The organism is Streptomyces sp. NPDC002867, from assembly GCF_053591895.1.
Genome location: NZ_JBSFUR010000002.1, coordinates 307219 through 332094 on the forward strand (window position 1 = coordinate 307219; position 24876 = coordinate 332094).

At 70.8% G+C, this 24876-nt stretch carries 20 protein-coding genes, 1 tRNA gene and 3 pseudogenes; 11 read left to right on the forward strand and 13 right to left on the reverse strand.

The features are described 5' to 3' along the window. Nucleotides 1-264: 264 nt before the first annotated feature. Both ACWD0A_RS02945 and ACWD0A_RS02950 read right to left on the reverse strand, forming a co-directional pair. Nucleotides 265-2844: a GH32 C-terminal domain-containing protein gene (locus ACWD0A_RS02945; RefSeq protein WP_451293970.1), complete on the reverse strand. Its 2580-nt coding sequence runs from the start codon at nt 2842-2844 to the stop codon at nt 265-267. Between the two features lie 287 nt (nt 2845-3131). Next, complete coding sequence (locus ACWD0A_RS02950; protein WP_451293972.1) at nt 3132-4094, reverse strand: carbohydrate kinase family protein; 963 nt, start codon at nt 4092-4094, stop codon at nt 3132-3134. Between the two features lie 304 nt (nt 4095-4398). On the opposite strand from ACWD0A_RS02950, the gene ACWD0A_RS02955 reads away from it, so the two are divergent. From ACWD0A_RS02955 to ACWD0A_RS02970, 4 genes are all read left to right on the forward strand, one after another. Then, nucleotides 4399-5415 (forward strand): substrate-binding domain-containing protein, encoded by a 1017-nt coding sequence (locus ACWD0A_RS02955; protein ID WP_451293974.1) that lies wholly within the window; start codon nt 4399-4401, stop codon nt 5413-5415. Nucleotides 5416-5748: 333 nt separating this feature from the next. Next, entirely contained in the window at nt 5749-6771 is a 1023-nt protein-coding gene (locus tag ACWD0A_RS02960; protein ID WP_451293976.1) for an ABC transporter permease, read from the forward strand. Next, the gene (locus tag ACWD0A_RS02965; protein ID WP_451293978.1) at nt 6768-7595 is read left to right on the forward strand and encodes an ATP-binding cassette domain-containing protein; all 828 of its coding nucleotides are present in this window, start codon (nt 6768-6770) and stop codon (nt 7593-7595) included. The genes ACWD0A_RS02960 and ACWD0A_RS02965 overlap by 4 nt, the downstream gene beginning before the upstream one ends. A 76-nt stretch (nt 7596-7671) precedes the next feature. Then, nucleotides 7672-8694: a LacI family DNA-binding transcriptional regulator gene (locus tag ACWD0A_RS02970; protein ID WP_451293980.1), complete on the forward strand. Its 1023-nt coding sequence runs from the start codon at nt 7672-7674 to the stop codon at nt 8692-8694. A gap of 234 nt (nt 8695-8928) precedes the next feature. On the opposite strand, the gene ACWD0A_RS02975 is transcribed toward ACWD0A_RS02970, so the two are convergent. Next, nucleotides 8929-10623: a LuxR C-terminal-related transcriptional regulator gene (locus ACWD0A_RS02975; RefSeq protein ID WP_451293982.1), complete on the reverse strand. Its 1695-nt coding sequence runs from the start codon at nt 10621-10623 to the stop codon at nt 8929-8931. A gap of 111 nt (nt 10624-10734) precedes the next feature. On the opposite strand from ACWD0A_RS02975, the gene ACWD0A_RS02980 reads away from it, so the two are divergent. Together ACWD0A_RS02980 and ACWD0A_RS02985 are read left to right on the forward strand one after the other, a co-directional pair. Then, nucleotides 10735-13968 carry a M36 family metallopeptidase gene (locus tag ACWD0A_RS02980; RefSeq protein ID WP_451293984.1) on the forward strand — a complete coding sequence of 1078 codons (3234 nt, stop codon included), beginning with the start codon at nt 10735-10737 and terminating at the stop codon, nt 13966-13968. Nucleotides 13969-14006: 38 nt separating this feature from the next. Next, nucleotides 14007-15104: a S8 family serine peptidase gene (locus tag ACWD0A_RS02985; RefSeq protein WP_451293986.1), complete on the forward strand. Its 1098-nt coding sequence runs from the start codon at nt 14007-14009 to the stop codon at nt 15102-15104. A 62-nt stretch (nt 15105-15166) separates the two neighbouring features. Here the strand turns inward: ACWD0A_RS02985 and ACWD0A_RS02990 are convergent, their stop codons facing one another. From ACWD0A_RS02990 to ACWD0A_RS03020, 7 genes and pseudogenes are all read right to left on the reverse strand, one after another. Next, nucleotides 15167-15631 (reverse strand): hypothetical protein, encoded by a 465-nt coding sequence (locus tag ACWD0A_RS02990; RefSeq protein WP_451293988.1) that lies wholly within the window; start codon nt 15629-15631, stop codon nt 15167-15169. 408 nt (nt 15632-16039) lie between these two features. Continuing rightward, nucleotides 16040-16291 (reverse strand): annotated as a pseudogene (locus tag ACWD0A_RS02995) (hypothetical protein); the annotation flags it as partial. Nucleotides 16292-16585: 294 nt separating this feature from the next. Beyond that, the gene (locus ACWD0A_RS03000) at nt 16586-17827 is read right to left on the reverse strand and encodes a PP2C family protein-serine/threonine phosphatase (RefSeq protein WP_451293990.1); all 1242 of its coding nucleotides are present in this window, start codon (nt 17825-17827) and stop codon (nt 16586-16588) included. 208 nt (nt 17828-18035) lie between these two features. Further along, nucleotides 18036-18308: a hypothetical protein gene (locus ACWD0A_RS03005; RefSeq protein WP_307714428.1), complete on the reverse strand. Its 273-nt coding sequence runs from the start codon at nt 18306-18308 to the stop codon at nt 18036-18038. Nucleotides 18309-18369: 61 nt separating this feature from the next. Then, on the reverse strand, nt 18370-18630 hold the full coding sequence (locus tag ACWD0A_RS03010; RefSeq protein WP_451294057.1) for a hypothetical protein: 261 nt from the start codon (nt 18628-18630) through the stop codon (nt 18370-18372). An 88-nt stretch (nt 18631-18718) separates the two neighbouring features. Further along, entirely contained in the window at nt 18719-18970 is a 252-nt protein-coding gene (locus tag ACWD0A_RS03015) for a hypothetical protein (RefSeq protein ID WP_451293992.1), read from the reverse strand. Nucleotides 18971-18974: 4 nt separating this feature from the next. After that, nucleotides 18975-19544, reverse strand: a complete 570-nt coding sequence (locus ACWD0A_RS03020; protein WP_451293994.1) for a DUF5994 family protein — start codon at nt 19542-19544, stop codon at nt 18975-18977. 295 nt (nt 19545-19839) lie between these two features. Between ACWD0A_RS03020 and ACWD0A_RS03025 the strand changes: the two genes are divergently transcribed. Further along, complete coding sequence (locus tag ACWD0A_RS03025; RefSeq protein WP_451293996.1) at nt 19840-20364, forward strand: DUF5994 family protein; 525 nt, start codon at nt 19840-19842, stop codon at nt 20362-20364. A 5-nt stretch (nt 20365-20369) separates the two neighbouring features. Next, on the forward strand, nt 20370-20543 hold the full coding sequence (locus ACWD0A_RS03030) for a hypothetical protein (RefSeq protein ID WP_451293998.1): 174 nt from the start codon (nt 20370-20372) through the stop codon (nt 20541-20543). A 186-nt stretch (nt 20544-20729) separates the two neighbouring features. On the opposite strand, the gene ACWD0A_RS03035 is transcribed toward ACWD0A_RS03030, so the two are convergent. Both ACWD0A_RS03035 and ACWD0A_RS03040 read right to left on the reverse strand, forming a co-directional pair. Continuing rightward, on the reverse strand, nt 20730-21800 hold the full coding sequence (locus ACWD0A_RS03035; protein ID WP_451294000.1) for a tetratricopeptide repeat protein: 1071 nt from the start codon (nt 21798-21800) through the stop codon (nt 20730-20732). 203 nt (nt 21801-22003) lie between these two features. Next, a pseudogene (locus ACWD0A_RS03040) lies at nt 22004-22132 on the reverse strand (IS110 family transposase); the annotation flags it as partial. A gap of 302 nt (nt 22133-22434) precedes the next feature. On the opposite strand from ACWD0A_RS03040, the gene ACWD0A_RS03045 reads away from it, so the two are divergent. The 3 genes and pseudogenes from ACWD0A_RS03045 to ACWD0A_RS03055 all read left to right on the forward strand — a co-directional run. Continuing rightward, nucleotides 22435-23160: a hypothetical protein gene (locus tag ACWD0A_RS03045; RefSeq protein WP_451294002.1), complete on the forward strand. Its 726-nt coding sequence runs from the start codon at nt 22435-22437 to the stop codon at nt 23158-23160. A 284-nt stretch (nt 23161-23444) separates the two neighbouring features. Next, nucleotides 23445-23702 carry a hypothetical protein gene (locus tag ACWD0A_RS03050; protein WP_451294004.1) on the forward strand — a complete coding sequence of 86 codons (258 nt, stop codon included), beginning with the start codon at nt 23445-23447 and terminating at the stop codon, nt 23700-23702. Nucleotides 23703-24205: 503 nt separating this feature from the next. Next, a pseudogene (locus ACWD0A_RS03055) lies at nt 24206-24529 on the forward strand (tyrosine-type recombinase/integrase); the annotation flags it as partial. Between the two features lie 63 nt (nt 24530-24592). Here the strand turns inward: ACWD0A_RS03055 and ACWD0A_RS03060 are convergent. Next, nucleotides 24593-24666, reverse strand: a tRNA-Gly gene (locus ACWD0A_RS03060). Between the last annotated feature and the right edge of the window lie 210 nt (nt 24667-24876).

Here is a 24876-nt window from a genome sequence, read left to right on the forward strand (position 1 = left end):
GTCCGCCCACCGCCGGGCCGGATGGCACCGCCGGCAGGGCGCGGCGTGCAGGGGGGCACGGCGGTCGCGCCCGCCCACCGCAGAACCGGATGGCACCGCCTGGAAGGGCGACCAGGCCTGGCAGGCGCGCACGGCGGTCCCACCCGCCCGGCAGGGCGCGGCGTGCAGGGGGCACGGCGGTCGCGCCCGCCGCCTCACCGCCGGACCGCACCCGCCCCCGGACGGCGCGCCGCGCGGGGTGTCGCGCGGCGCGCCGGGACCGGATCAGCCCCGGTACGACCCCAGGCGGTGCACCGTCACCGCGTCCAGCCTCGCCGAGCCGCCCTCCGCGAAGAGCTCCACGCCGTCTCCGGCCTCGTCCGGGAAGATCTGGTCCGTGATGACCGCCTCGCCCTGGCCGCCGAACACCTCCACGGAGGACCAGTCGACGAGGATGCGCAGCCTGACCTTGCCGTCCCTGGCCTTGAGCGGGGCGCGCTGCACGCCGGGGAAGTCGCTGCTGAAGTCGACCGCGCCGGACCTCGTGCGGTCGACGTACAGCTCCTGCGTTCCGGCGTCGTAGCCGATGACGGTCTCCTGGCCGCCGGGGCCGGTGCGGACCTTGAGGCCGAACCGTTCGGCGTCCCGCAGGGAGAACGTGGCGTCGATGTCCAGCGCCTTCCCGTCGGCGCGCCCGCCCGCCAGCGGCGCCGAGCCGCCGGTGACGTCCACGTTCTCCGCGGTCACCACGGGCCCTTCGCGCAGCGACGCGACCGTTCGCACCGGCCGCTGGGTCAGCCGGATCCTTCCGTCGACCGTGCGCAGTGCCATCTCGCGGGGGATGCTCTGCGCGCTGCGCCACGGCGAGGTGGGGATGTGGTTGCCGTACTGCCAGTTGTTCATCCAGCCGATCATGTGGCGCCTGCCGTCCGGCGCGCCCTCCCACGACACGGCCGCGTAGTAGTCCTTGCCGTGGTCGACCCACTGTGCGCGCCGCACGGAGGGCACCGCGGGTTCGTCGGCGGCGACGAACCGGTCGGCGATGAGGTGCCCCCATCCGCCGGTGTTCATGTCGACGAGCTGGATCCGCGCCTGCTTGCCCGCATGGGCGCGCAGGTCGAACGACGCCCAGTCCAGCGCGCCGCTGTCCGAGCCGGTGGCGCTCTGCACGACCTTCCCGTCCACGAGCAGATTGACGGAGGTCTCGGTCGAGCGGGGCCGGGCGCGGGTGTCGGACAGCATGATGTGGTCGACGTTGATGTGACCCCAGCCGCCGGTGTTGGCGTCCACGATCTCGACGCGCGCCGTCCGGCCGGCCAGCTCCCGCACGTCCCACGACGCCCAGTTGAGCGCCTCGGAGTCCTTTCCGGTCGCACTGCGCACGACCTTGCCGTCGACGATCAGGCGCACCGCGGTCGGTGCGTCGGTGGAGGACGGGTGCCTGCCGCCGCCGATCAGGAAGTTGACGTAGTCCTTGTCGATCGTGAAGTCGGGGGAGGTGAGTGTGCCGGTGGTCGAGTCGCCCCGCAGGAACGTGTTCACCAGCCCGTCGCCGAGATGGCCGGACACCGGGTGCTGGCCGGGCAGCGTGCCGGCGGCCGGGCCGTCGCCGAACGCCTCGCCCGTCGCGGTCCAGTCCCCGTATCCCTCGCCCTCGAAGTCGGCGAGGACGGTCCCGGCGGGCGGCGGGACCGGGCCCTCGGTCAGGACGGCGTCCGGGTCGTGCGGATGACGGCCGCCGCCCACCTTGAAGTTGACGTACGGGCTGGTCACGGTGAACGCCGGGGAGGTGAGCGTGCCGGTGGCGGCGTCGTCGCCGTGGAAGCTGTCGACGTAGCCCCTGCCCTCGACTCCCGTGACGCCCGGCGGCGCGTCCTCCGGCAGCTTCTCGGGCCCGTCGCCGAACGCTGTACCGGTCGTCTCCCAACTCCCCTGGTCCGAGCCGTAGTCGGACCCCTCGAAGTCCTGCATCACCAGGCCTGCCGGCGGCGTGTAGGAACCGTCGTCGTCGGGGACGAACCGCTTGCCGTCGAAGTCGCCCACGAAGTACTGCGCGGCCGAACCTCCGGCGATGCCACCGGGGTTGATGTTGACGACGAGGACCCACTTGACCCGGTCGGGGTCGCCGTCGACGGGCAGCGGGAACAGGTCCGGGCACTCCCACACGCCGCCCACCGCGCCCTGCGGGCCGAAGTCGCTGAGGTGCGTCCAGTGCTTGAGATCCTTGGAGGAGTAGAACCGCACCTTGTGCTCGGTGGACAGGGACACGGTCATCAACCAGCTCCTGGTCGGCGCGTGCCACTGGACCTTGGGGTCGCGGAACTCCTTCGACCCGATGTCGAGCACCGGGTTCCCCGCGTACTTCGTCCAGGTGCGGCCGCGGTCGGTGCTGTACGCCAGCGACTGGGCCTGCTTGCCGCCGTCCTTGTAGGCGCTGGTGTACACGGCGACCATGGCGGGGTTCTCCCGGGTGCCGAATCCCGAGGTGTTGTCCCGGTCGACGACGGCGCTGCCGGAGAAGACCATCTCCTCGTCGTCGTGCGGGATGGCGAGCGGGAGCTCCTCCCAGTGCACCAGGTCCTTGCTGACGGCGTGGCCCCAGGACATGTTGCCCCAGGTGTTGCCGCTCGGGTTGTACTGGTAGAAGAGGTGGTACTCGCCCTTGAAGTACACCAGTCCATTGGGGTCGTTCATCCAGTTCTTCGCGGGGCTGAAGTGGAACTGGGGCCTGTGGGGCTCCGTGAACGGCGGGCGGTCGGCGGCGAAGGACTGCGGCGCGACGGCGGTCGAGGTCAGGGCACAAACGGTGGCCACGGCGGCGAGCAGCCGCACGGGGGCCCGCCGGACAACACGTCCAGAGCTCATGGTGTCTCCTGTGGTGCGGACCGTCCGGAGCACGGAGCGCCGCGAAGCGAGGCGATGGGGGTGCGCCGCGGTGCGGGGAAGGCCCGCCGAGTCGGGGATCCCGTTGCCGGACCGCGATGGCAACGGTCCGGCAACATGGGTGTCATCGCTGACATGTGTCAGCGATGACATCGGCTGGGCCAGATGATGTGCACGTCGTCACAGGTGAGTCAACGGTCCGGACGGAATTGATCCGGCGGGAACGCGCGGAGGGCGGGCGGGCGAACCGGCCGCGAACGTATACGCGTTCACTCGGAGGCGACGGCGGCGACCGGCGTCAGCTGGTGGCTCCACGGGGGGTTGGGACCCGCGACGGCGCAGGTCAGGGCGGCGACGCGGACGGCGAAGGCGCACGCGTCCGCGACGTCCTCGACGCGCAGGCCGTCGAGCCGTCCGCCGAGCAGCCCGCGGGAGCCGAGGTGGTGGAGGAACCCCGCCGTGAACGAGTCGCCCGCGCCCACGGTGTCGACGACCCGCGCGGCCGGCGCCAGCACCGCTACCCGCTCCCCGTCCAGCGACGCCAGGGCGCCCCGGGAGCCGCGGGTCACGACGACCAGACGTACGCCGGCCGCGTGCCAGGTGTCGCAGGCGCGGTCGGGAGTCGTGCCCGGCAGCAGCAGCTCCAGGTCCTCCTCGCTGAGGCGGAGGATGTCGGCGGTCGCGCACCAGCGGGGCAGCCGCTCCCGGTAGACCTCCGGACGGACCAGCAGCGGCCGTACGTTGGGGTCGACGGAGACGGTCGCCGTCGCGGCGGCCCGGGTCAGGAACTCCTCGACCGCGGGCGCCCCCGGGTCCCGCACCAGCGCCAGGGAACCGGAGTGCAGGCAGGCGGTGCCGTCCGGGCCGGCCGCCGCCAGCTCGGCGCGTGTCCACTGCCAGTCGGCGGTGCCCTCGGCGTGGAAGGAGTACGCCGCCTGGCCCCGGTCGTCCAGTTCGGCGACCGCCAGGGTGCTGGGCTCGGCCGCCCGCACCGCGCCGGACAGGTCGACGCCGGACGCTTCGAGGTGGGCGCGGAAGAGGCGGCCGAAGACGTCCTGGGAGAGCCGCGTGAGGAAGCGCGCCGGCGTGCCGAGGCGGGCGAGGGCGACGGCCGTGTTCGCGGGGCCGCCGCCCGGGAGGACGCGCAGGGAGAGTTCGGCCGGGTCGGCCGGGGGCGAGGTGAAGGCGTCGGCGACGCATTCACCCAGGACAGTGACCTGCTGCGGGCGCATGGCTGCTTCTCTCTTCGGGGGCCTGGGAGCGGGGGCGGGCCGCGCCGCTCGAGCGGGCGGGGCGTCCGCACCGCTGCGTACGTTGCCGATTTGTGACGGTCCCAAGGCATTGACGTTGCCGGGAAGCGGAGTCCATCATCCTCGACAAGCGGTGTCAACGATGACATAAGTCAGCGATGACACGGCGGAGCAACCGCGTTCGTCCCTCCTCTCCGGAGCCCCCGGGCTCCGCAGCACCGCAGCTCGCCGCGCCCTCGACACAGGTCTCCGGCCGCGCTCGCCCGAACTCGCAGGGAGTCGTCCCATGTCCCGCAGCACTCGCACCGTTTCCGCTCTCGCCCGAGTGACCGCCTGCGCCGCCGTAGCGGCCCTGTCCCTGACGGCCTGCGGCTCCGGGTCCGGCGCCCAGGGCGGAGGCGGCGGTCAGGTGAAGGTCGGCCTGATCACCAAGACGGACACCAACCCGTTCTTCGTGAAGATGAAGGAGGGCGCTGAGCAGGCGGCGAAGAAGAGCGGCGTCGAACTGGTCAGCGCGGCGGGCAAGTTCGACGGGGACAACGCGGGCCAGGTCACCGCCGTGGAGAACATGGTGGCCTCCGGCGTGAAGGGCATCCTCATCACGCCGAACGACTCGAAGGCGATCGTCCCCGCGCTGGAGAAGGCGCGCGCCAAGGGCATCCTGGTGATCGCGCTGGACAGCCCGACCGAGCCGCAGGACGCCACGGACGCCCTCTTCGCCACCGACAACCTCGAGGCCGGCGAGCTGATCGGCGCGTACGCCAAGGCGGCGATGGCGGGCAAGCCGGCGAAGATCGCGATGCTGGACCTGGCGCCCGGCGTGGCCGTGGGCGTCCAGCGGCACAACGGCTTCCTCAAGGGCTTCGGCATCGCCGAGGGCGACCCGGCCGTCGTGTGCGCCCAGGACACGGGCGGCGACCAGGCCAAGGGCCAGACGGCCATGGAGAACTGCCTGCAGAAGGCGCCCGACGTCAACGTCGTCTACACGATCAACGAGCCGGCCGCGCTCGGCGCGTACACGGCGCTCAAGGCGAAGGGGCTGGAGAAGAAGGTGCTGGTCGTCTCGGTCGACGGCGGCTGCACGGGGACGCGGGCGGTCAAGGAGGGGAAGATCGCGGCGACGTCGCAGCAGTACCCGCTGAAGATGGCGGCCCAGGGCGTCCAGGCCGTGGCCGACTTCGCCAAGGACGGGAAGAAGGCGTCCGGTTACACCGACACCGGCGTCACGCTCGTGACGGACAAGCCGCAGACGGGAGTCGACGCGAAGGACACGGCGTTCGGCCTGGAGAACTGCTGGGGCTAGCCCCGGCACCGATGCCGGCCCGGCGGCTCCGAGCCGGCCGGACCCCGGACTTCCGGACCCCCGGACCTCTGGACCTCCGGATCCCCGGACCTCGACAGGACCGCGGACCCGCCCGGACCCGCCCGGCCCGGCCCCGGTCGGGCCGGGGGACCGAGGGCCGACGGCCCGCGGCGGCGGGACCGCACGGATCCGGCCGACCACCGCCCCCGGCGGGGCGCACGCCGAGTGAGGCCGCCCCGCCGGGACGAGCCCGGACCCCGCCCCGGGACGAGCCCGGCCCCGGCACCCGCCCGACCGGTCCGCCCCCGTACCCACCCACTGGCAAGGATCACGATGACTGCCACGTCCACCGCCACCCCGCCCACGCCCACACCCACCTCTTACGACCACCTCAAGGGGCCGACCGCCGTCCGCAGGGTGCTCACGGCGCCCACCGCCGGGCCGCTCGCGGCGCTCGTGCTGGCCTGCCTCTTCTTCTCCCTCTCCACCGAGCAGTTCCTCACCGGCGGGAACTTCTCCCTGATCGTTCAGCAGGTCATGGTCGTGGGCACGCTCGCCATCGGCCAGACCCTGATCATCCTGACGGCCGGGATCGACCTCTCGTGCGGCGCCGTGATGGCGTTCGGCAGCATCGTCATCGCCAAGATGGCCGCGGAGGGCTCCCTCTCCCCTCTCGCCGCCATCGCCCTCGGCCTGGTCGTCTGCGGAGGCTTCGGCCTCCTCAACGGCCTGCTGGTGCAACTGATCCCGCTGCCGCCGTTCATCGTCACCCTCGGCATGCTGAACGTGGCGTTCGCCCTGACCCACATCTACTCGGCCGAGCAGACGGTCACCAACCTGCCCGCCCCGCTCACCGCGCTCGGCGAGACGTTCCCGCTGGGGAACACCGACATCACGTACGGCTCGCTCGTGACCATCGCCCTGTTCCTGCTCTTCGCCTACGCGCTGAGCAGCACGTCCTGGGGCCGGCACGTGTACGCGCTCGGCAACAGCCCCGAGGCCGCCCGCCTCAACGGCATCCGCACCTCCCGGCTGACCATCGGCATCTACACCCTGGCCGGACTCGTCTACGGGATCGCCGCCCTGCTGCTGATCTCCCGCACCGGCGTCGGCGACCCGCAGGCCGGGCAGACCGACAACCTGGACAGCATCACCGCCGTCGTACTCGGCGGCACCAGCCTCTTCGGCGGACGCGGCGCCGTCCTCGGCACCTTCATCGGCGTCCTCATCGTCGGCGTGTTCCGCAACGGCCTCCAGCTTATGGGCGTCGCCTCGATCTACCAGACCCTGATCACCGGCGCGCTGGTGATCCTGGCCGTGACCGTCGACCAGATCTCCCGGAAGAAGGCCCGATGAACACGACCACCCCCGTGCTCCAGGCCCGTGGCCTGGTCAAGCGGTACGGCCATGTCACCGCCATCGACGGCGCCGACTTCGACCTGCTGCCCGGCGAGGTCCTCGCCGTCATCGGCGACAACGGCGCCGGCAAGACGAGCCTGATCAAGGCACTCACCGGCGCTCTCGTCCCGGACGAGGGGGAGATACGGCTGAACGGCGAGCCCATCCGGTTCACCGGCCCGCAGAGTGCCCGGCAGCACGGCATCGAGACCGTCTACCAGGACCTCGCGGTCGCCGCGTCGATGGACATCGCCTCCAACATGTTCCTCGGGCGCGAGCTGCGCCGGCCCGGATTCCTCGGCAGCGCGCTGCGCATGCTCGACAAGAAGCGGATGCGGCAGGAGGCCGCGGCCCACATGGCCGACCTCAAGATCGGCCTGCGGTCCCTGACCCAGCCGGTGGAGACCCTCTCCGGGGGCCAGCGCCAGGCCGTGGCGGTCGCGCGGTCCGTGGCCTGGGCCAGGAGCGTCGTGGTGATGGACGAGCCGACGGCCGCGCTGGGCGTCAAGGAGTCCGGACAGGTCCTCGACCTGATCCGCCGGGTCCGTGACAAGGGCATGCCCGTGGTTCTGATCAGCCACAACATGCCGCACGTCTTCGAGATCGCCGACCGTATCCACGTCCACCGGCTCGGCCGGCGCGAGGCGCTCATCAAGCCGTCCGACTACTCGATGGCCGAGGTCGTCGCCATCATGACGGGGGCACTGAGTGTGCGCGAGGGCGGCGGTACTGTCGTCGCGGACACGGACGCCGCCAAAGCGGCCGGAGTCTCCGCCCACTGACACAGCATCCCGCCGGCGGGTCCCGGCCGGCTTCCCGGCCGGGACCTCCGGGCCGCACACACAGGAACGGTGACACATGGCCGCGACCCGACGCCCGACCCTCGCCGATGTGGCCCGCGAGGTGGGCGTCAGCGCCAAGACGGTCTCACGGGTGCTCAACGAGGACGGGCCGAGCTCGCCGCAGACCAGGGAACGGGTGCTCGCCGCCGTGGCGAAGCTCGGCTTCCAGCCCAACCTGATGGCCCGCAACATCCGCGTGGGCGGCCCCGACACCACCATCGGCCTGATCGTCCCGGACCTCGGCAACCCGTTCTTCGGCACGGTCGCGGGCGGGATCGAGGACACGGTGCGGGACCGGGGGCTGACGCTCCTGATGGGATCGTCCGCCGACGACCCCGAGCGCGAACGGACCCTGATCCAGACGTTCCTCGCGCGGCGCGTCAGCGTGCTGATGGTCGTGCCGGCGTTCGGGGCCGATCACACCTACCTCAAGGCCCAGCGCGCGGCCGGCCTGCCCGTGGTCTTCCTCGACCGCCCGGGCGTCGGGCTGTCCGCCGACTGCGTCGTCAGCTCGAACCGTTCCGGCGCGCAGGAGGGCGTCGCGCACCTCGTCGAGCGCGGCCACCGGCGCATCGGCTTCGTCGGTGACCTGCCCACGAGGCTGTACACGCGGCGCGAGCGCCTCGCCGGTTACCGCGCCGCCCTGGAGGACGCGGGCATCGCCTACGACCGCACGCTGGTGACCGGCGCCCACGACCAGAGCACGGCAGCCGCGGTCACCACGCGCCTGCTGTCCCTGCCGGAGCCTCCCACGGCCCTTTTCGCCGGGAACAACATCGTGGCGCTCGGGGTCGTGGCGGAACTCGCCCGCACCGGCCGCAGGGACATCGCCCTGGTCACCTTCGACGACCTTCCGCTCGCGGAGGTGCTGGAACCGGCCCTGACGGTGGTGGCCCAGAACCCGTCCGCCCTGGGCACGGCAGCGGCCACGACGGCGCTGTCCCGCCTGGACGGCGACCGCACCCGCGCCCGTACGGTCACGATCCCGACCCGCCTGGTGGCGCGGGGCTCGGGCGAACTGCCGGTGCGAGGCGACTGATCCCGAAGAGGATGGGCCCGCACGGGGTCGTCAGTCGTGCGGCCCGCCCGGCCCGCCCGGCCCTCCCGGGCCGTGATCCTGTCCTTCGGACCGCTGCCCTTGTCCGCCGGGCTCGGCCATCCGGGCGCCGTGGCCGACGGCGTTCCCGGCCGGGCCGGCCGGGACCGGCTGAGGCTGCCGACCGTGCGCCGGCAGCCCCGCACCACCCGAGACCATCCGCGAGCCCGGCCGGGCTCAGTCGGGCTCCCCGACCATGCCGAGCACCAGCGCCAGGCGTCGCTTGGGTACCGAGCCGAACTTCCGGCGGACGTTCATCACGTAGTTGCGCGCGGTGCCGACCGTGATGCCCAGATGGTCGGCGATCTCCACCGCGGTGAACCCCTGGGCCGCGAGCACCGCGACATCCCGCTCGCGGGGAGTGAGCCCGGCGTTCACCTGGTGGCGTTGGTTCTCCGGGACGTGGAGCAGGCCCCGGTGCAGGGAGCGGTCGCGGGCGAGCGTGGCCAGTGATCTGTCGGCTCCCGCCGAGGTCAGAAGCTCGGCGGCGCGGTCGCGGGCGTGGGCCCGTTCGGGCGTGGAGGGGGCGACCCGGGCGGCGGCGTGGTAGGCGCGGCCGGCGGTGATGGGCTCGCCCATGTCGGCGAGGGCGTCCGCGCCCGCGATCAGCGAGGCCCAGCCGCGCTTGCCGGCGAGGTGCCCCTCGACGACCGAACGGATCGCCGCGGCGCGCGGATAGGGCGACCAGAACCGGGACATGGCGGCGGCCTCGTCCCGCGCCGCGTCGGGTGCGATCTCGGTCAGTGCGAGCAGGGCGTCCTCCCAGCCGAAGTGGTGCTCGGCCTCGCGAGCCTTCCGCAGGATCGGCGGCAGCCCGCGCGCCGGGCGCGGCTCGCGGCGCGCATGGCGTATGTACGCAAGGGTCGCCGCCGCACTCGCGCCGCACGGAGGCGAGGTCGCATACGCCACCTCGACGACCGCCTCGAGGGTGTCGTGCGGGAGGCGGCCGGCCGTCTCGAACGTCACCGCGGCGGCGACAGCGCTGCCGAGTTCACGGACGCCCGGTGCGGCACCCGTCATCGCGACCGCGGCCTGCTCTCTCGCGACGTCGAGGTGTCCCGTACGGTGACGCACGAGCGCCTCGACCGCCGCGAACTTGTTCACCCAGGGCCCTCGGCCCACCACCCGGCCGCGACCGACGGCCTCCAGGGCGGTCGGGTAGTCCCCGACGTACGCGCAGGTCAGCGCCCAGTTCAGGTAGTTGAGCGAGGCGATCTCGCCGGTGACCGCGTCGAGGTCGGCCGGCAGCAGCGAGGCGGCCCGACGCCAGCGATGGGGTGCGCGCTTGCGTCCCTGATAGGTCTCGCCGGCGGCGAGCATGCCGGCGACGAGGGCGATGATCCACGGCTCGCCGGACTGCTGGGCCAGGGACAGCGCCCGGCGGGCGAGCTCGCGCCGGTAGGAGGGGCTGAGGCCGGCGTCGGCGGGGAAGGACATGCGGCTCAGGGCGAGCGCCTGTCCCCCTATGTCTCCTGCCGCGGTGAACTCGAAGAGGGCCCGGGTGCCGTAGTCGGCCATCGCCTTCCCCCGGGCGGCCCGTGCCTGTGCGAGAAACACCGCACCGCGTGCGCGGGGGGTGTGGCACGCGGCGGCCAACTCGTCGAGAAGCGCCCAGGGAGCGGGGCCGGGCGCTCCCCACCGGGTGAGCATGGAGGCCATCTCGGCGAGGGCGATCCGGTCGTCGTCGGCGAGCCGCGGCACTTCCGCCAGGGCGCTCCGCAGCGTTTCGAGACCGAGGTCGGCCCGGCCGCGGAGCGCGGCCAACTCGGCGTTGCGGACCTGTTCCTGAACGGCTGTCGACACGTTCTCGGCGAAGGACGCAGGGGACGGGCCCGGAAGGAGCGGGCGCGCCCCGGACGCATTGTCGTTCATGGTTGAGGCAAGAATAGGTGCAGTTCTTGGATTGTCCAGGGGGCGGAACCGAGGCTTTCATTTGCGTCGACGGACCGCGGCCGTCGCATCGCTTCCAGCCGAGGACTGCCCATGAATGCATCCCGCAAGTTGGTCGTGTCCGCGCTCACCGCTGCGCTGATGGCGACACCGACGGTCGCCCACTCCGTCACCGATGACCCGTCGGGCGGCCCGGCGTCGGCCGTCGCCGGTGACGTCCCGCAGGACTCCACGGACGTACGACGTGGCCTGCCGCCCCTGCCGCCCACCGAAGAGCAGCTCGCGGCCGTGGCGGCGCTGCTGAGGTCCGCCCCGGGAGGCGTATCGCCGAAAGTCACCTGGAACACCGCCTACGGGACGCCTCGGTCCGTGCGAGCGCCCGGCGGACATCTCACCGGTCCTCAGGCCGGCGAACCGCTCGCGATCGCGAGGGGCTGGCTGCAGGCGCACCGCGCGGCGTTCGGCCTGTCGGCCGCGGACGTCGAGGCGCTTGCGGTGCGGCGTGACCACGAACTGCCGGGCATCGGGGCCCGGGTGGTGAGCTTCACACAGACGTTCGACGGCGTCGAGGCCGTGCACGGCGGCGTGATGACGGTGACCGTGGCCGAGGACGGCCGGGTGCTGTCCTACGCCGGTGACCCGGTACGCAGCGGCGGCCTTCTCGCCGGGTTCGACAAGTCGCCGGCCGACGCACTCGCCGCTGTCGTGTCGTCGCTGTCTCCTTCGTCCGACTTCGTGCCGCTGCCGACAGATGAGACCCAGGCCGGCTACCAGGTGTTCGCGGCCGGGCCGTTCGCACAGGTGCAACGCGTCCGCAAGGTCGCGTTCCCGACGCCCGGCGGTGCCCGCCCGGCGTACAGCGTGCTGTTCGTCAAGAGTCTCGACGAGGCGTGGGGCGTGGTCGTCGACGCGGCGACCGGCAAGACGCTGGCCCGGCACTCCCTGGTGCACCACGAAGGCCCCCTGGAGCCCGAGGGCACGGTCTACGAGAACTTCCCGGGCGCTGCGCAGGGCGGCGGGCCGGTCATCAAGAGCTTCGGCCCGAACGCGTCGTCACCGGGCGGCTGGGTCGACCCGAGCGGCGCCGCGGGACTGCCCGGCCCCACCACGCTCGGCAACAACGCCAATACCTTCGCGCAGTACACGGCACCACTGGCGCCGACGGACGAGCACAACCGGCCGATCAGCCCGACAGCGCAGTTCAACTACGCGTACGGCGCCAACTGGGCCCGCACCAAGGGTCAGACGCTGCCGCCGTCGTACGTGCTGGACCGCGACCCGGCGGTGACCAACCTCTTCTACCACCACAACCGGATCCACGACGAGTACTACCAGTTCGGCTTCACCGAGACCGCGGGCAACTTCCAGGTCAACAACTTCGGCAAGGGCGGACTGGGCGGCGACCCGATCAGCGGTCTCGCACACTCGGGCGCCGCGACCGGAGGCGCGCCGACCTACCTCGGCCGGGACAACGCCAACATGCTGACCCTGCCCGACGGCATCCCGTCGTTCTCCAGCATGTACCTGTGGGAGCCGATCAACGACGCGTTCGAGGGCCCGTACGCCGACGGCAACTTCGACCAGACCGTCATCCAGCACGAGTACAGCCACGGCCTGTCCAACCGGTATGTCGGCGGCGGCGGACTCGGCTCGCTCGGCGGTGAGCAGTCCGGTGCGATGGGCGAGGGCTGGGGCGACTGGTACGCCATCAACCACCTGGGCCGCGAGGGCCTGTACGACAAGGCCGTGGTCGGCGAGTACGCCGTGGGCAACGCCGAGCGGGGCATCCGCAACTGGGCGTACGACAAGAGCCCGCTGACATACGGGGACTACGGCTACGACATCACGGGTCCCGAGGTCCACGCGGACGGCGAGATCTGGACCGCCATGCTGTGGGACCTGCGCCGCGCCCTGGTCGACCGGTACGGCACCAAGGCGGGCAGCGACATCGCCGAGCACCTGGTGACCGACGCCATGCCGCTGTCCCCGCCGTCTCCGTCGTTCCTCGACATGCGCGACGCCATCCTCGACGCGGACACCCTCCGCTTCCGCGGCGACAACACCGACACCATCTGGACCGCGTTCGCCCGCCGCGGCGCGGGCCGTTCGGCCGCGACCGCAGGTCCCGACGACACCGACCCGAAGCCGGGCTTCGACCATGCTGCCCCGTCGCGCAACGGGATGCTCGCCGTCAAGCTGGTGAACGCCTCCACCGGCGAACCCGTCGAGGACGCCCGCGTGATCATCGGCGAGTTCGAGGCCCGGGTGACACCGCTCGGCACGTCGGGCCCGGGCGGTGTCGTCTCGGCGCCGATGGTCGACGGCGCCTACACGGTGACCGTGCAGGCGCGCGGCTTCGGCATCCAGAAGTTCCGGGGCCTTCAGGTCCAGTCGGGCAGGACGACCGCCCGGACCCTCGAGCTGGCGCCGAACCTCGCCTCGAAGCACAACGGCGCCACCCTCGTGAAGACGTCCAGCCAGGACGACGGCCTTCCCGCGAGCTTCCTGATCGACGACACCGAGGCGACCGCGTGGAAGACCAAGGACACGGGCAGGCCGTACAACGCGGGCGCGCACCAGGTGGCCGAGGTGAAGCTGGCCGAGGAGGCGCAGGTCTCCCGCATCGCGGTCAGCACGCTCAAGCCGACCACGGCCGGACGGTTCAACGCGACCAAGGACTTCACCGTCCAGACCTCGACGGACGGGGTGCTGTGGAAGACGGTCGAGGCGGGCACGTTCGCCGCCCGGGCGCCGCGGCCCACGGCGCCGGACATGCAGATCCAGACCCTGAAGCTGGACGCACCGGTCACCGCGAGCCACGTCCGGGTCTTCGTCGACTCCGTCCAGGGCGAGACCAAGACGTACGCCGTGCTGTCCGAACTCCAGGTGTTCGGCAACGCCTCCGGCGTCGAGCCGCTGCCGTTCACCCCGGACGAGCCGGTCGGCGAGTCGGGGACGATCCAGGCCGGTGCGCCGCAGGGGCTGTGGTACCTCCCCGGCACCGAGCCGTACCGTCCCGGCGTGACCGTGGCCTCGTGGCAGGCCGCCTGCGGCACACCCGCGGCCGCTCAGGGCGCCGACGCGTGGATCATGAAGCTGCCGGCCGGCTGGGGCGACGGACTGCACGTGGCGTCGTACACCGAGCCGGAGAGCCAACTCGGCGAGATGCAGATGTTCTTCTACGACGCGACGTGCAAACCGATCACCGGCGACTTCGCGACGCCGGGCCAGAAGGCCGTGATCGCCCCAGGCGCGGCCTACGTCGGGCTGCTCTACCTGTACGGCGCCGACTACCAGTTCACCCTCACCGCGCGGCAGGCCGGCTGACCATCGGCGCTCCCGTCCGTCACCCAGGAGAGGAACACATGTCCCGCAACCGCAGTTTCACTCTGGCCTCGTCGCTTCTCGGCGCCGCCGCCCTGTTGAGCACGTCGGCCGGCCTCGCGCATGCCGGCGCCGGCGACCCGCTGAGAGGCGACCAGTGGGGCCTTGACCAGGTCCGCGCCGAACAGGCGTGGGCCACCAGCACCGGCACGGGTGCCGTTGTCGCCGTCGTCGACACCGGGGTGGACCTGACCCATCCCGACCTGAAGGGCAACCTGGTGGCCGGAGCCACGTTCACCGGCTGCGGCAAGGCCGGTGGGCCGTGCGGGAACGGCGACTTCCGCGGCCCCGACGGGGAGAACAACGGCGACGAGCACGGCACCCACGTCGCCGGCATCGTGGCCGCCGTCGCGGGCAACGGCACCGGTGTCGCCGGTGTCGCGCCGAACGCCAGGATCATGCCGGTCAAGGTGCTGGAGGAGGGCAGCGGCACCTTCGAGGACATAGCCGCCGGCATACGGTGGGCGGTGGACCACGGCGCCGACGTGATCAACATGAGCCTCGGCGGGCTGGCGGGAACGCAGGTCGTCACCATCACCGGCCTGGAGTCGTCGGTGACCGAAGCGATCGCGTACGCGGGCGCGCAGGGCACGTCGGTCGTCGTGGCCGCCGGGAACTCCGCCACCCCGGCCTGCAACACCCCGGCGTGGGAGCCCGGCGCGATCTGCGTCGCCTCGACCGACCGCAACGAGCTGAAGAGCTGGTTCTCCGAACTCCCGAACAAGCCGGACCTCAAGGCCGTCGCCGCTCCCGGCGGCGCGGGACTCGTCTCCTGCAAGGACGACATCGTGTCCACCGTGCCGGCCGGCACCGGATCCGCGTCCTGCGGCCACGAGGACTACGACTACTACGCCGGCACCTCCATGGCCACGCCGCACGTGGCGGGCGTCGCCGCCCTGCTCTTCGCCCAGGGCCGGACCCTGGCCGACGTCGAGAACACGCTCCTCGGCACGGCCCGCCAGCCGGGCACCGGCCTGACGGGTGTCTACTCACCGGTCTACGGCTGGGGCGTCGTGGACGCCGCGGCCGCGGTGAAGTCGCCGGGTGCGACCACGGCCAAGAGCCGCAAGAAGCACTGAACGGACCGGCGTGTGGCGGCCACCCGTGCGTCCGGGGTGGCCGCCTCCCTTTCGAGCCCGCGCTATCCCGCTCGTTCGAGGGTCAAGGCGCTGCGAGCCGGTTCGGCTCGCCACATGGCGACCAGCTGGGGGGAGGACTCGATGAAGCGACGCATCTCTGCGAGCGCGGCAGTCCTTGAAACGCCGATCTCGGCGTGGTCGAACCCGGTGTCCTGGTGTCCCATGCTGTCGAGATCGGCCCATGCCGGGTCCTCGCCGAAGACGAGCTGCAACTGCACCTTCCAGTACTCCGGCTGCCCATGGGGGTCGTCCTCCCCGACGTCGTTGACCGCGAGCAGCCGCCCGAAGGACAGCACAGGCTGGTCGTCGTTCCAGCTCCACCTGCCCCACTCGGCGATGAAGCCGTCGCCGTCGTTCTCAGGCGGCTCGATCCCTTCGACCTCGGTCTGGAGAAACTCGGCGAAGACGTCCCACGCAGCGTCGACGTCGCGTACGGCATCGGGCTCGATCCCACGCTGTCGCAGCATCTGCCCGAACACTTCGGCGCTGGTGCGACCCGCGCGGCCGACGGACCCGGGGCTTCAGCCGCGTTCTTCCGCCTCTTCCATGAACCTGATGCCCTCGTGGGTGAGTGAGGCTGTCGCCGGGGTCTCGTGCGATGTCCAGTCGACGGTGATCAGGCCCTCGCCGGCCAGGTAGGCGCAGGCGGCGCTCAGGTCCTCGTCGGGGAGACGAAGTCGTTCGCGGAGCGCGTCTGCGCCGACCTCCCGGCGATGGTGTCCGACGGCCTCGTAGAGAGCCTTCAGAACCTCCTGCCGATGGGTCCTGCGCTCACGCAGTGTCGCCGTGGCTGCCGCTCCCCGGCCGCCGTCGGCGGGGCGCGCGCCGGCACCAGGAGGGCTGCCAAGCTCTCGCTCGCCGCCCGAGGACACCACGTCTGCCTGGACGTGGTCGTCGAAGGGCGAACGGCTGCTTGCCAGCCAGGACTGTGCGGGCTCCGCGGCGTGCGCGGTGTCGACGGTGAGACTGAGGCGAGTGGCCCCTTCGCTGCCTGCGGGATAGCTACGCTGCTCGGTCGACGCGAAACAGCGGCGGAGTACCTCCGCGACGCGCCGGGCGGCCTCTGGCGTCGCCGCGACGATACGAACCTCTGCGTGGCCCGCGGAGGGCAACGGCTCGTGGTCCATGGAGTCACCTCTCGCAGCACGGCCTGGGGACGTGCGAACGCAGTCGCAGCATCATGTGCCCCAGGGGCGAGCATGCATGCACGCCGCTGTCCGCCCCCTTGAAGCCTAGGCCCGGTCACGCACGCCCCGCGCGTCGAGCCGTCTGCCGAGCGCGTCCCATGAGGCCATCGCGCCGGGGACCGCACTGTCGGGAAGAGGGCGGAGGACTTCCTGAACGGCCCATCGCACCGTTGACGACCGCTGTTCGCTGCCCTGAAGGGCACGGTTGCGGCGATGGGGCGGGTGTCGGCTCGCTCACTCCAGGACGGCGAGGTGGTCGGCGGCGCCTCCGAGCCACTCGATCAGGAAGAGGGTCGCGTCGTCACTGGTGCTCCCGCCCCGTTCCTCCTTCAGCGTGTGGGAGAGCGAGCGCACCACTGCCCGCACTCCCTCCTCTGCCTGCTCGACGCGGTTGACCCAGTGGATGAGTTGTTCCTCGCCGAACTGCTCTTCACCGGCTTCGTGTTCCTCGATCAGGCCGTCGGTGAAGCACAACACCCGGTCGCCGCGTTGCAGTGTCTGCTCGCTGACCTGGGGCTCTTCACCGCCGAAGCCGACCGGCAAGGTGGTCGGGCTCTCCAGTTGCCGGAGGACCTCGTGTTCGCGGATCAGCAGCGGTGCGGGGTGGCCCGCGTTGACCCACTGCAGGTGGCCCGTTGCGATGTTCAGACGCATCATCTGCGCGGTGACGAAGTGTTCGGGCCCGAACTGCTCGGCGACGGCCCGGTCCATGAACGTGTAGATCTCGGACAGGCCGATGCCGGCACGTCTGGAGTGCCGGTAGGCGCCGATGGCGACGGTGGCCATCGTGGCGGCGTTCAGGCCATGGCCCATCGCGTCGATCACGGCCACGTGCAGGATGTCGTCGTTGAGGGCGTAGTCGAAGCTGTCGCCGGCGACGTTGTAGGCGGGCTCCAGGATTCCGGCCACCGCGACCTGCGGCACGGCCATCGCCAGCGGCGGAAGCAGAGACCACTGGATCTCCGCGGCCACGCTCATGGGTTCACGGCGCCGGGTGAGGAAGAACTGGTCGGTGTAGCTGTGCTTGGTGACCAGCATGTCGGCGATCAGTCCGGCGAGCCTGCGCAGCAGGCGCCGGTCGTCGTCGTCGACGGTCTCCAGGGTGACGGCCAGCACTCCCACCTGGTCGCTGCCGTCCAGCAACGGCAGATACATCCGGACGCCGTCGGCCTGCGGTACCTCGACAGGGATCGCACGCAGGAAGGCCGTGCCGGCGTGGGATTCACCGATCGGCTCCGGCCCGCTGAGGGTCAGCCGCCTACCCGGCAGCGGCACCAGGAGCAGCTGTGCGTAGTCCTGCAGGAGGATCGAGATGTCCCGGCCACCGACCCGGGCCACCTCTTCCGCGATCAGCGGGGCGATCAGCTGCGGCGGCATCTCGTGTGCCCGGTCCAGCAGCACTCCCAGCAACCGCTCACCGAACCCCTCCGACCGGTCCACCGTGTCCTTGCTCGGCTGCCGATCACCCTCCGCCATCACCGTGCCCTTTCAGCTCGCCAGCCGATGTCCCTGCCGTCGCGCCGATCGTGCGCAACGACCCCGGTGCATACACACCGGGGTCGCCCTTCCGGGCGGTTGCACGTGAGAGTGCACCGACCCATTCACCATGCTATGCCTGTGCCGCCTATCCGGCAGAAGGGACTTTCATGGCAATGCGGGCCGCCGGAAAGGGCTCAGTGCCGCGTCAGCCGCGTTCCTCCTCTTCGGCCTCCATGAGCCGGATTCCCCGATGCGTCAGCGTGACCATCGCGGGGGTGTTTCCCCGTGCCCAGTCGACTGTGATGAGACCCTCGCCCGCCAGGTATGTGCAGGCTGCGGCCAGGTCCTGCTCGGGCATGTGGAGGTCGTCGCGCAGTTTCGCCCCGGTGACGCCGAGGAGGCGATTGCCTTCCGTGGCCACGTACAGGGACTTCATGATCGCCTCGCGGTAGTTCTTCCGCTCGTGGAGTGTTGCCATGATTGCCACCCACTCGTGCCGGATACCCACTCGTGCCGGGGCGCCGACGAGGGTCTCTGCCTCAGACTTCATCCGTCTGTGTGCGGTCCTGATCGGAGGACCGACTGGCTGCCAGCCAGGGTCGCGCCAGCTCCGCCGTCTGCGTGATGTCCACGGTGAGGTGGAGGCGGGTTCCGCCGTCGCTGCCGGCGGGGTAGCTGCGCTGCTCGGTGGAGGCAAAGCAATGACGAAGTACCTCTGCGACCCTACGGGCGGTCTCGGGGGACGCCGCGACGATACGCACCTCGGCCCGCCCGTCCTCGGGTGGCTTCGGTGGCTTCATGGTGGCCTCGTTCAGCAGCTCGACGTGCCGGTGGGCGGTGGCCCCACACTCGTCGAGCCCCACACCCACCGCCCCGGTCACAACAAGGTCATGCGTCATCCGCGGCCCCTTCTCGGTCTTCCCTGTGAGCAGCGGCGACGGGGTGAGCGGGAGTGACGGACGATCCGGCACGCTCTGCCGGCCGTCGGCTCTTCCGGCGCCGCCGGCCGATGCCCGGCACGACTTCGCCGTAGTGGAATGCTGCGATCCGCTCGGCGTGCTGGCCATTCAGCAGATGGATCAACAGCACACCTATGAGGATCATGGCGATGATCACGGACACGGTGATGGCGGTCTCCATGTCCTCACCTCCCTCGGGCGGAGCTCATGGGCCCGGTCGGGTCGGGCTGCTCGGCCGCCGCTGAAGCGTGCCCGCCGTCGGTCTCCCACTCCTCTTCCCGGCCCAGTGCGTCCCTGGCCTCGCGGGCGACGTCCTCGCTCGCGATGAGACCGCTGGCGGCGGCGAGCCCGCCGGGGGTGGTTGCGGCGATCATCAGTCGGGCGGCGGCAGCCGCACCGGCCTCCGGCGGGATCACCAGCAGATCCCAGCGGCCTGTGGTGTAGGAGAGAAGGATCAGCTTGTGCGGGTCCTGCTCGTCTGCGAACCAGCCCACGTGCACCGTGTGCCCTGCCACGGCCACCTTGCGCGGGATCACGGGCCAGTGGGTCGGGTTCACCGTGACACGCGTGATCCGTCCCCAGCACGCGTCCAGCACCTTGACGAGGGCGGGGAGTTCACGGGAAAGATCGCGGGAGCGAGGCCACCAGGCACCGTCCAGAAGCCCCGGAGCCGACCCCATCGGGGTCAGAGACAGGCGGGGCGGCGGTGAGGTCTCGCGCTCACTGTCAGTCGTACGGTCGATGGTCGCGGTCATGGCGCGGACCTGTCCCCGGGCGCATCTTCATGGTCCCGGTGTTGCTGCTCGCCGAGAACGACACCCGCGTGGAGCTGGTGTGCGAAGTACTCCCGGTGTCTTCACTGTACTCCGGGCGCGGTCCGGCGAACCCGCCCGTGACCAGCGAATTCGATGGAAACCGCCGGTGCGCGTCCGCAGCCCGCAGGCGAACGCGGACGTGGGCTCAGGAGTACCGTGAAACCGGTAGCCACCCGGACGTCATCCCAGGCGATCAACGAACGCACACCGAACCCCGCAGACAGGTGAGCACACCATGTCCGACGCCGACACCCCACCGGAAACGAAGGTCCTGCCGGACGCGATCCACAAGGCCGTGAAGCCTGGAACAGCCCTTCTGCGGCTGGGGACGACACATGTCCGCGAGGGAATCCTCGACGGCGCATGGTGGCCGCGATCCCGCGACGTCGGCGCCGAGCTGCCCAGCCTGATCACCGCGCTGACCGAGCACGTCGGCCCCCTCACGCGCGTCGGCCTGGACTCCAGCACCTGGGAAGAACTACCGACACGACTGATCATCGACGACCGCGTCGTGCACATCGACTCCTTCCCGGTCGGTGATGACACCGTCCTCGTCACCCGAGGCGATCGAGACCACTTCTCCCTGCTGGTGATCCCACCGGACACGACTCCCGACGCAGCGCGCGCGGCGATGGCCCGGGCCGTCAGCGCCCACAACGCCACGGCCGAGCAGATCCTCATCGACACCGGCACCGGCCGGACACACCCGATCGCCACGGAAGACCGGCAGGCGGGCCAGGAACGCCGCGATACGAGGTGATGGAGATGGCCCTCTTTCTCCTGCTGATCATCGTGGCGATCGTGCTGGGCATCATCGGAGCGGTGACCGAGGGACTGCTCTACCTGCTGATCATCGGCGTGATGGTGCTCGTTGCCGACCTGATCTTCCTCCGCATACACCTCGGCCGCCGACGGGCAGGGAAACGCCGCGTCCGGTAACCGGTGGCTGATGCTCCACGACAGGGCGGAGAAGTTCCCGCATCTGGACCGCCTGTGGTGCCCAAGTCCCGTATCCAGTACGGCTAACGGGCCGCTCCGGGCCCGGAAGGAAGATCGGGTCTGTGAAGTGTGGGCTGCAGGCGGTCCCATGCGTCTGGCCTCTGACGGCGGTGTGCCGCTGCTGGTTCAGTCGGCGACGGTTTCGCACGCTGACGGCACCTTGGCCGCGGGAGGGAGCGCAGGGACGTACGGCGTCGGAGCGAGTTCCGCAGGCTTCGGGGCATCTGCAGCAGCCCGCCGTGGCCGGTCCTTAGGACCCCTGCCCGTGAGCACCCGCCACATGCCGCGAGACTCCCGGCGTTTCACGACCCGGCTCCGGCCATCGCCGAGCTCGCTGAAGCGGCTCGCGGCCTGCTGGTGGGCGTCGGTGGCTTCGGCGAACCGCCGTACCTGCTGCAGGGCGGCACCGAGGTTGTTCAGCGCCTGACCCTCGCCGTGGATGTCACCGAGCTCGGTGAAACGGTCGGCGGCCTGCTGGTGGGCTTCGATGGCTTCGTCGAACCGCCGCATCTGCTGCAGGGCGGCACCGAGGTTGTTGAGCGCTTGGCCTTCGCGGTGGAGGTCACCGAGTTCGCTGAAACGTTCGGCGGCGAACTGGTGGGCTTCGATGGCTTCCTCGAACCGCCGCATCTGCTGCAGAGCGGCACCGAGGTTGTTGAGCGCCTGGCCTTCGCCGTCGCGGTCACCGAGCTTGGTGAAATGGTTCGCGGCCTGCTGGTGGGCCATGATTGCCCCGTCGAACCGCCGCACCTGCTGCAGGGCGGCACCGAGGTTGTTGAGCGCCTGGCCTTCGCGGTAAATGTCATCGAGCTCGGTGAAACGGTCGGCGGCCTGCTGGTGGGCGTTGATGGCTTCGTCGAACCGCCGCACCTGCTGCAGGGCGGCACCGAGATTGTTCAGCGCTCGGCCCTCGCCGTGGACGTCACCGAGCTCGGTGAAACGGTCGGCGGCCTGCTGGTGGGCTTCGATGGCTTCGTCGAACCGCCCCACCTGCTGCAGGGCAGCACCGAGGTTGTCCAGCGCCAGAGCTTCGCCGTGGCGTTCGCCGATCTCACGGCAGACGGCGAGGTCCTGCTGGTGGGCCGCTATAGCCCCGTCGAACCGCTGCACCTGTTGCAGAGCGGTGCCGAGACTGTTGAGCGGCCGGCCCTCGCCGTGGCGTTCACCGAGCTCGCGGCAGATCGTAAGGTCCTGCATGTTCTCTCCAGGAGTGTCGCGCGCTCCCGCCCTCACTGCCTATTCCTCACGCCGCGCAACGGCGTGACTGGACGGGCAACCCGTTCATGCTGACAGCCTCAGTAATCAGTCGGGCGGTCGGCGCTGCAACCGGCCGGGTGTCGTCCGCCCCCAACCGGATGGCACATTCGCTTGTCCGGCGTACAGGAAACGACTGCTGCACTGTTCTGATGTATAAGGGCCCAGAGGGCATTGAGGCATCGGCGGGCAAGGGCGTTCACGGCTTGGATGTGCCTGCAGCCTTCGCCTCGCTTCTTCACGTAGGAGTCGCGGTCGGGGCCTTCGCGGATGATCAGCACGGCGCGTACGGTCCTGGCCTTCGGAGCGGCTGCACTCGACCGGGGCCGAGACCACCGTCGCCATGAGCTACCGCCTGCTGACGTCCATCCTGGAGAGGCCGTCGAGGACGAGTTGATCCGCCGCACCCTCAGGGCGGCCGGCGCCGGCCCCGCCTCACCCGGTAAAGTGGCGACCTTCGGCCGGCGGAAGCCGTACGGAGTCCTCGAAGGCCGGGCACATCCTGCATCTCGCCGACCGTCCCGCACGCCGCCGCCTCAGCGCCGCCCTGGACAACCTCGCCGTCACCTTCCACGGCATGACCGCACACCCGGACGAGCGCAACTGCGAATGCCACTGGGGCAGCCCGGAGGAGCTCTCCCTTCTGAAGACGCCGGACGTGGAGCTGGAACCGGATCTCCTGCGCCGGACCTGGCAGGCCGTCGACTGGACCGATCACGCGGCTGTGCTGCGCCGCATCCTGCCGCAGTTCGCCGCGGTGATGGTCTCCGGTCGCGCGGAACCCCTGTTCGGACTGGAAGAGGCCGGTTGCTCCTTCGCCCGCGGCCGCTGGCAGCAGTGGCCTGACGATCACGCCGGTCCGGTACGCGAGTTTCTGCATGCGTGGTGGGCGCAGAGCCTCACTGAGCCGGATGCGATCGTCCCGGCGCACCAGGTCTTCGTGATGTGTGCCGAGGCGTCAGGAACTGTCGGCCCCTGGCTCGCCGAATGGGAGAAGCAGACCGGGTACCTCGGCGACCGACATCTCGCCGAGGCGGCGGCGGAATGGGAGTCCGAACTCCTGGCAGACAGCCTGCCGTGGAACGTCGGCTGGTACGAGCACGACGAGGAGGAGATGCGCGCCGAACTGGTCGCCTGGCTCCTCGACCACGCTGCGGTGCGGCTCCGCGAGTCGGGCGCATCGGCGGATCTGCAGCACCGGACAGGGCTGCTCGGACTCACCGGCGAGGACCGCTGGACGGATCCGGCACTGGCCCGGCCACCGCTGCTGACGGGAGCGCGACCTCGGGGCCGGACCGCGTAGCCAACGGCCTGTACGGATGGGCTACTTCGCTGCGAAGAGTCGGGGGGCAAGGGACCGCTCGGTAGCCGAAGAAATCACCCGCGGGCTTCGTGGACCCTGGTCGGCGGCCAACGTCGTGACCTGCGATCGAGTCGGCCAGGGTTGTCAGCGTTGGTCGCCGCTGTGCGCCCTCGCACGGCCCGGAGACGGCCCGAGCTGACTGGCTTTGCTACGAGTCGGACGGTGCTGAAACGGCCCGCGCCTGCTTCCTTGATCGACGGTATCGATGCCACCGTTGGGAGCGCATGCCGGATGCCAGGGAGAACAAGGCGAAGGCCGCGCAGGTCATCCAGCCCGCTGGTTCGCCGGTCACCTTCCCTGCCAGCCAGAACATCAACGACGCGCCTGTCCAGATGGCGAGCCACGAGCCTCCATCCGACATCCAGCGAGCTCTCTTCACGCGCGTGACCATACATCCCGCGGCAGGCCAGTCCTCGATGCAAGTGCTGGAGTTACGGCACTGGTTCGGAAGACCACGAATGCGGACGCCCGCTGAGCTGTGAGGTCGTCGGCCTGCGGGGAGCGTCCACGCCCCTTGGTTCCCCGCTCATCTCCGACCGATCGGGCACGGATGGGCACGCCTGCAAGGAACGGCGGCGGATGAGTGGCCCAGGTGAAGGGTCTGTCCGGAGTGGCTGATACCTGTGGTGCCATGGATGCGGCTGATGAAGAACCTCGCCCGGGACGCGAAGCCCTCGATACCCTCCGAGCCGCCTTCCCATCCGAGTGGAGAGAGGCCCCACTGGGATGGGACGGGGTTGCGGCGTGGGAGACAGCCAACGGCGTCGTACTGCCTGAGCCCTACCGCAGCTTTGTCGCAGAGATCGCCAACGGCTCCGCGCTCGGCCCAGCCGAAGACGGCGGTCTCCTCCCCCTCGGCTGGCTCCCTCCCAGCTGGCCCGATCTCGACCCCGGGCCTGATGCAGCCGGCTTCCTGGAGTGGGTTCAACGCTGGCAGGCCGGCGGCACCTGGTGGGACTGATCCTGCACCATGGGACGCACTTGACCGGAGGGACTTCTGTTCGTGGGGGAGAAGGGTGCCCCGTTCCGGCGCACCTCCTTCGGACGGAAGTGGCGCAAGGCCCGCGCCCTCGTCGGCATGCTGGACGGCTTCCGCTTCTACGACCTTCGTCACACCGGGCACACCCTGGCGACGAGGTCGGGAGCCACGCTCAAGGAGAAGGCGGCACTGATCTATCAGCACTCGGACCATGAACGTCAGATAGCGGTCGCCAGTGGGTTGCACGCCTTGGTCAGAGCCGCGCGCCAGAGGCGCCACGATCAGCCCGGAGAGGGCTCAAGTGGTGCGGAAGTGGTGCGCGGAGCCTAGAAGGGTCTAGACAACACAAAGGCCCGGGTCGGGGATCATGTCCCTGGCCTGGGCCTTCTTCTTTGGAGCGGGTGACGGGAATCGAACCCGCGCTCTGAGCTTGGGAAGCTCATGTTCTACCATTAAACTACACCCGCGTAGCGCACCGGTGATTGGTGCCGCATCGTCGCACACTCTACCCCATCGCCCGCCCCCGGTGTATGACGCCGCGGGGTGTTCGTGTTTCCGGGAGGGCGGATGCGGGTGCAGGGCACGGGAGTTGAGGCGTAACCTCGGGGCGCGGAGTGCCGCCTGGGGTGGCGTCCGGATTATCCCCTAATGTGGTCCTTCGTTCGCATTCGTTGGGG

Coding starts and splice junctions, on each gene's coding strand:
- ACWD0A_RS02945 (WP_451293970.1), bottom strand. CDS start 2,844: ATGAGCTCTGGACGTGTTGTCCGGCGGGCCCCCGTGCGGCTGCTCGCC.
- ACWD0A_RS02950 (WP_451293972.1), bottom strand. CDS start 4,094: ATGCGCCCGCAGCAGGTCACTGTCCTGGGTGAATGCGTCGCCGACGCC.
- ACWD0A_RS02955 (WP_451293974.1), top strand. CDS start 4,399: ATGTCCCGCAGCACTCGCACCGTTTCCGCTCTCGCCCGAGTGACCGCC.
- ACWD0A_RS02960 (WP_451293976.1), top strand. CDS start 5,749: ATGACTGCCACGTCCACCGCCACCCCGCCCACGCCCACACCCACCTCT.
- ACWD0A_RS02965 (WP_451293978.1), top strand. CDS start 6,768: ATGAACACGACCACCCCCGTGCTCCAGGCCCGTGGCCTGGTCAAGCGG.
- ACWD0A_RS02970 (WP_451293980.1), top strand. CDS start 7,672: ATGGCCGCGACCCGACGCCCGACCCTCGCCGATGTGGCCCGCGAGGTG.
- ACWD0A_RS02975 (WP_451293982.1), bottom strand. CDS start 10,623: ATGAACGACAATGCGTCCGGGGCGCGCCCGCTCCTTCCGGGCCCGTCC.
- ACWD0A_RS02980 (WP_451293984.1), top strand. CDS start 10,735: ATGAATGCATCCCGCAAGTTGGTCGTGTCCGCGCTCACCGCTGCGCTG.
- ACWD0A_RS02985 (WP_451293986.1), top strand. CDS start 14,007: ATGTCCCGCAACCGCAGTTTCACTCTGGCCTCGTCGCTTCTCGGCGCC.
- ACWD0A_RS02990 (WP_451293988.1), bottom strand. CDS start 15,631: ATGCTGCGACAGCGTGGGATCGAGCCCGATGCCGTACGCGACGTCGAC.
- ACWD0A_RS03000 (WP_451293990.1), bottom strand. CDS start 17,827: ATGGCGGAGGGTGATCGGCAGCCGAGCAAGGACACGGTGGACCGGTCG.
- ACWD0A_RS03005 (WP_307714428.1), bottom strand. CDS start 18,308: ATGGCAACACTCCACGAGCGGAAGAACTACCGCGAGGCGATCATGAAG.
- ACWD0A_RS03010 (WP_451294057.1), bottom strand. CDS start 18,630: ATGAAGCCACCGAAGCCACCCGAGGACGGGCGGGCCGAGGTGCGTATC.
- ACWD0A_RS03015 (WP_451293992.1), bottom strand. CDS start 18,970: ATGGAGACCGCCATCACCGTGTCCGTGATCATCGCCATGATCCTCATA.
- ACWD0A_RS03020 (WP_451293994.1), bottom strand. CDS start 19,544: ATGACCGCGACCATCGACCGTACGACTGACAGTGAGCGCGAGACCTCA.
- ACWD0A_RS03025 (WP_451293996.1), top strand. CDS start 19,840: ATGTCCGACGCCGACACCCCACCGGAAACGAAGGTCCTGCCGGACGCG.
- ACWD0A_RS03030 (WP_451293998.1), top strand. CDS start 20,370: ATGGCCCTCTTTCTCCTGCTGATCATCGTGGCGATCGTGCTGGGCATC.
- ACWD0A_RS03035 (WP_451294000.1), bottom strand. CDS start 21,800: ATGCAGGACCTTACGATCTGCCGCGAGCTCGGTGAACGCCACGGCGAG.
- ACWD0A_RS03045 (WP_451294002.1), top strand. CDS start 22,435: ATGACCGCACACCCGGACGAGCGCAACTGCGAATGCCACTGGGGCAGC.
- ACWD0A_RS03050 (WP_451294004.1), top strand. CDS start 23,445: ATGCCGGATGCCAGGGAGAACAAGGCGAAGGCCGCGCAGGTCATCCAG.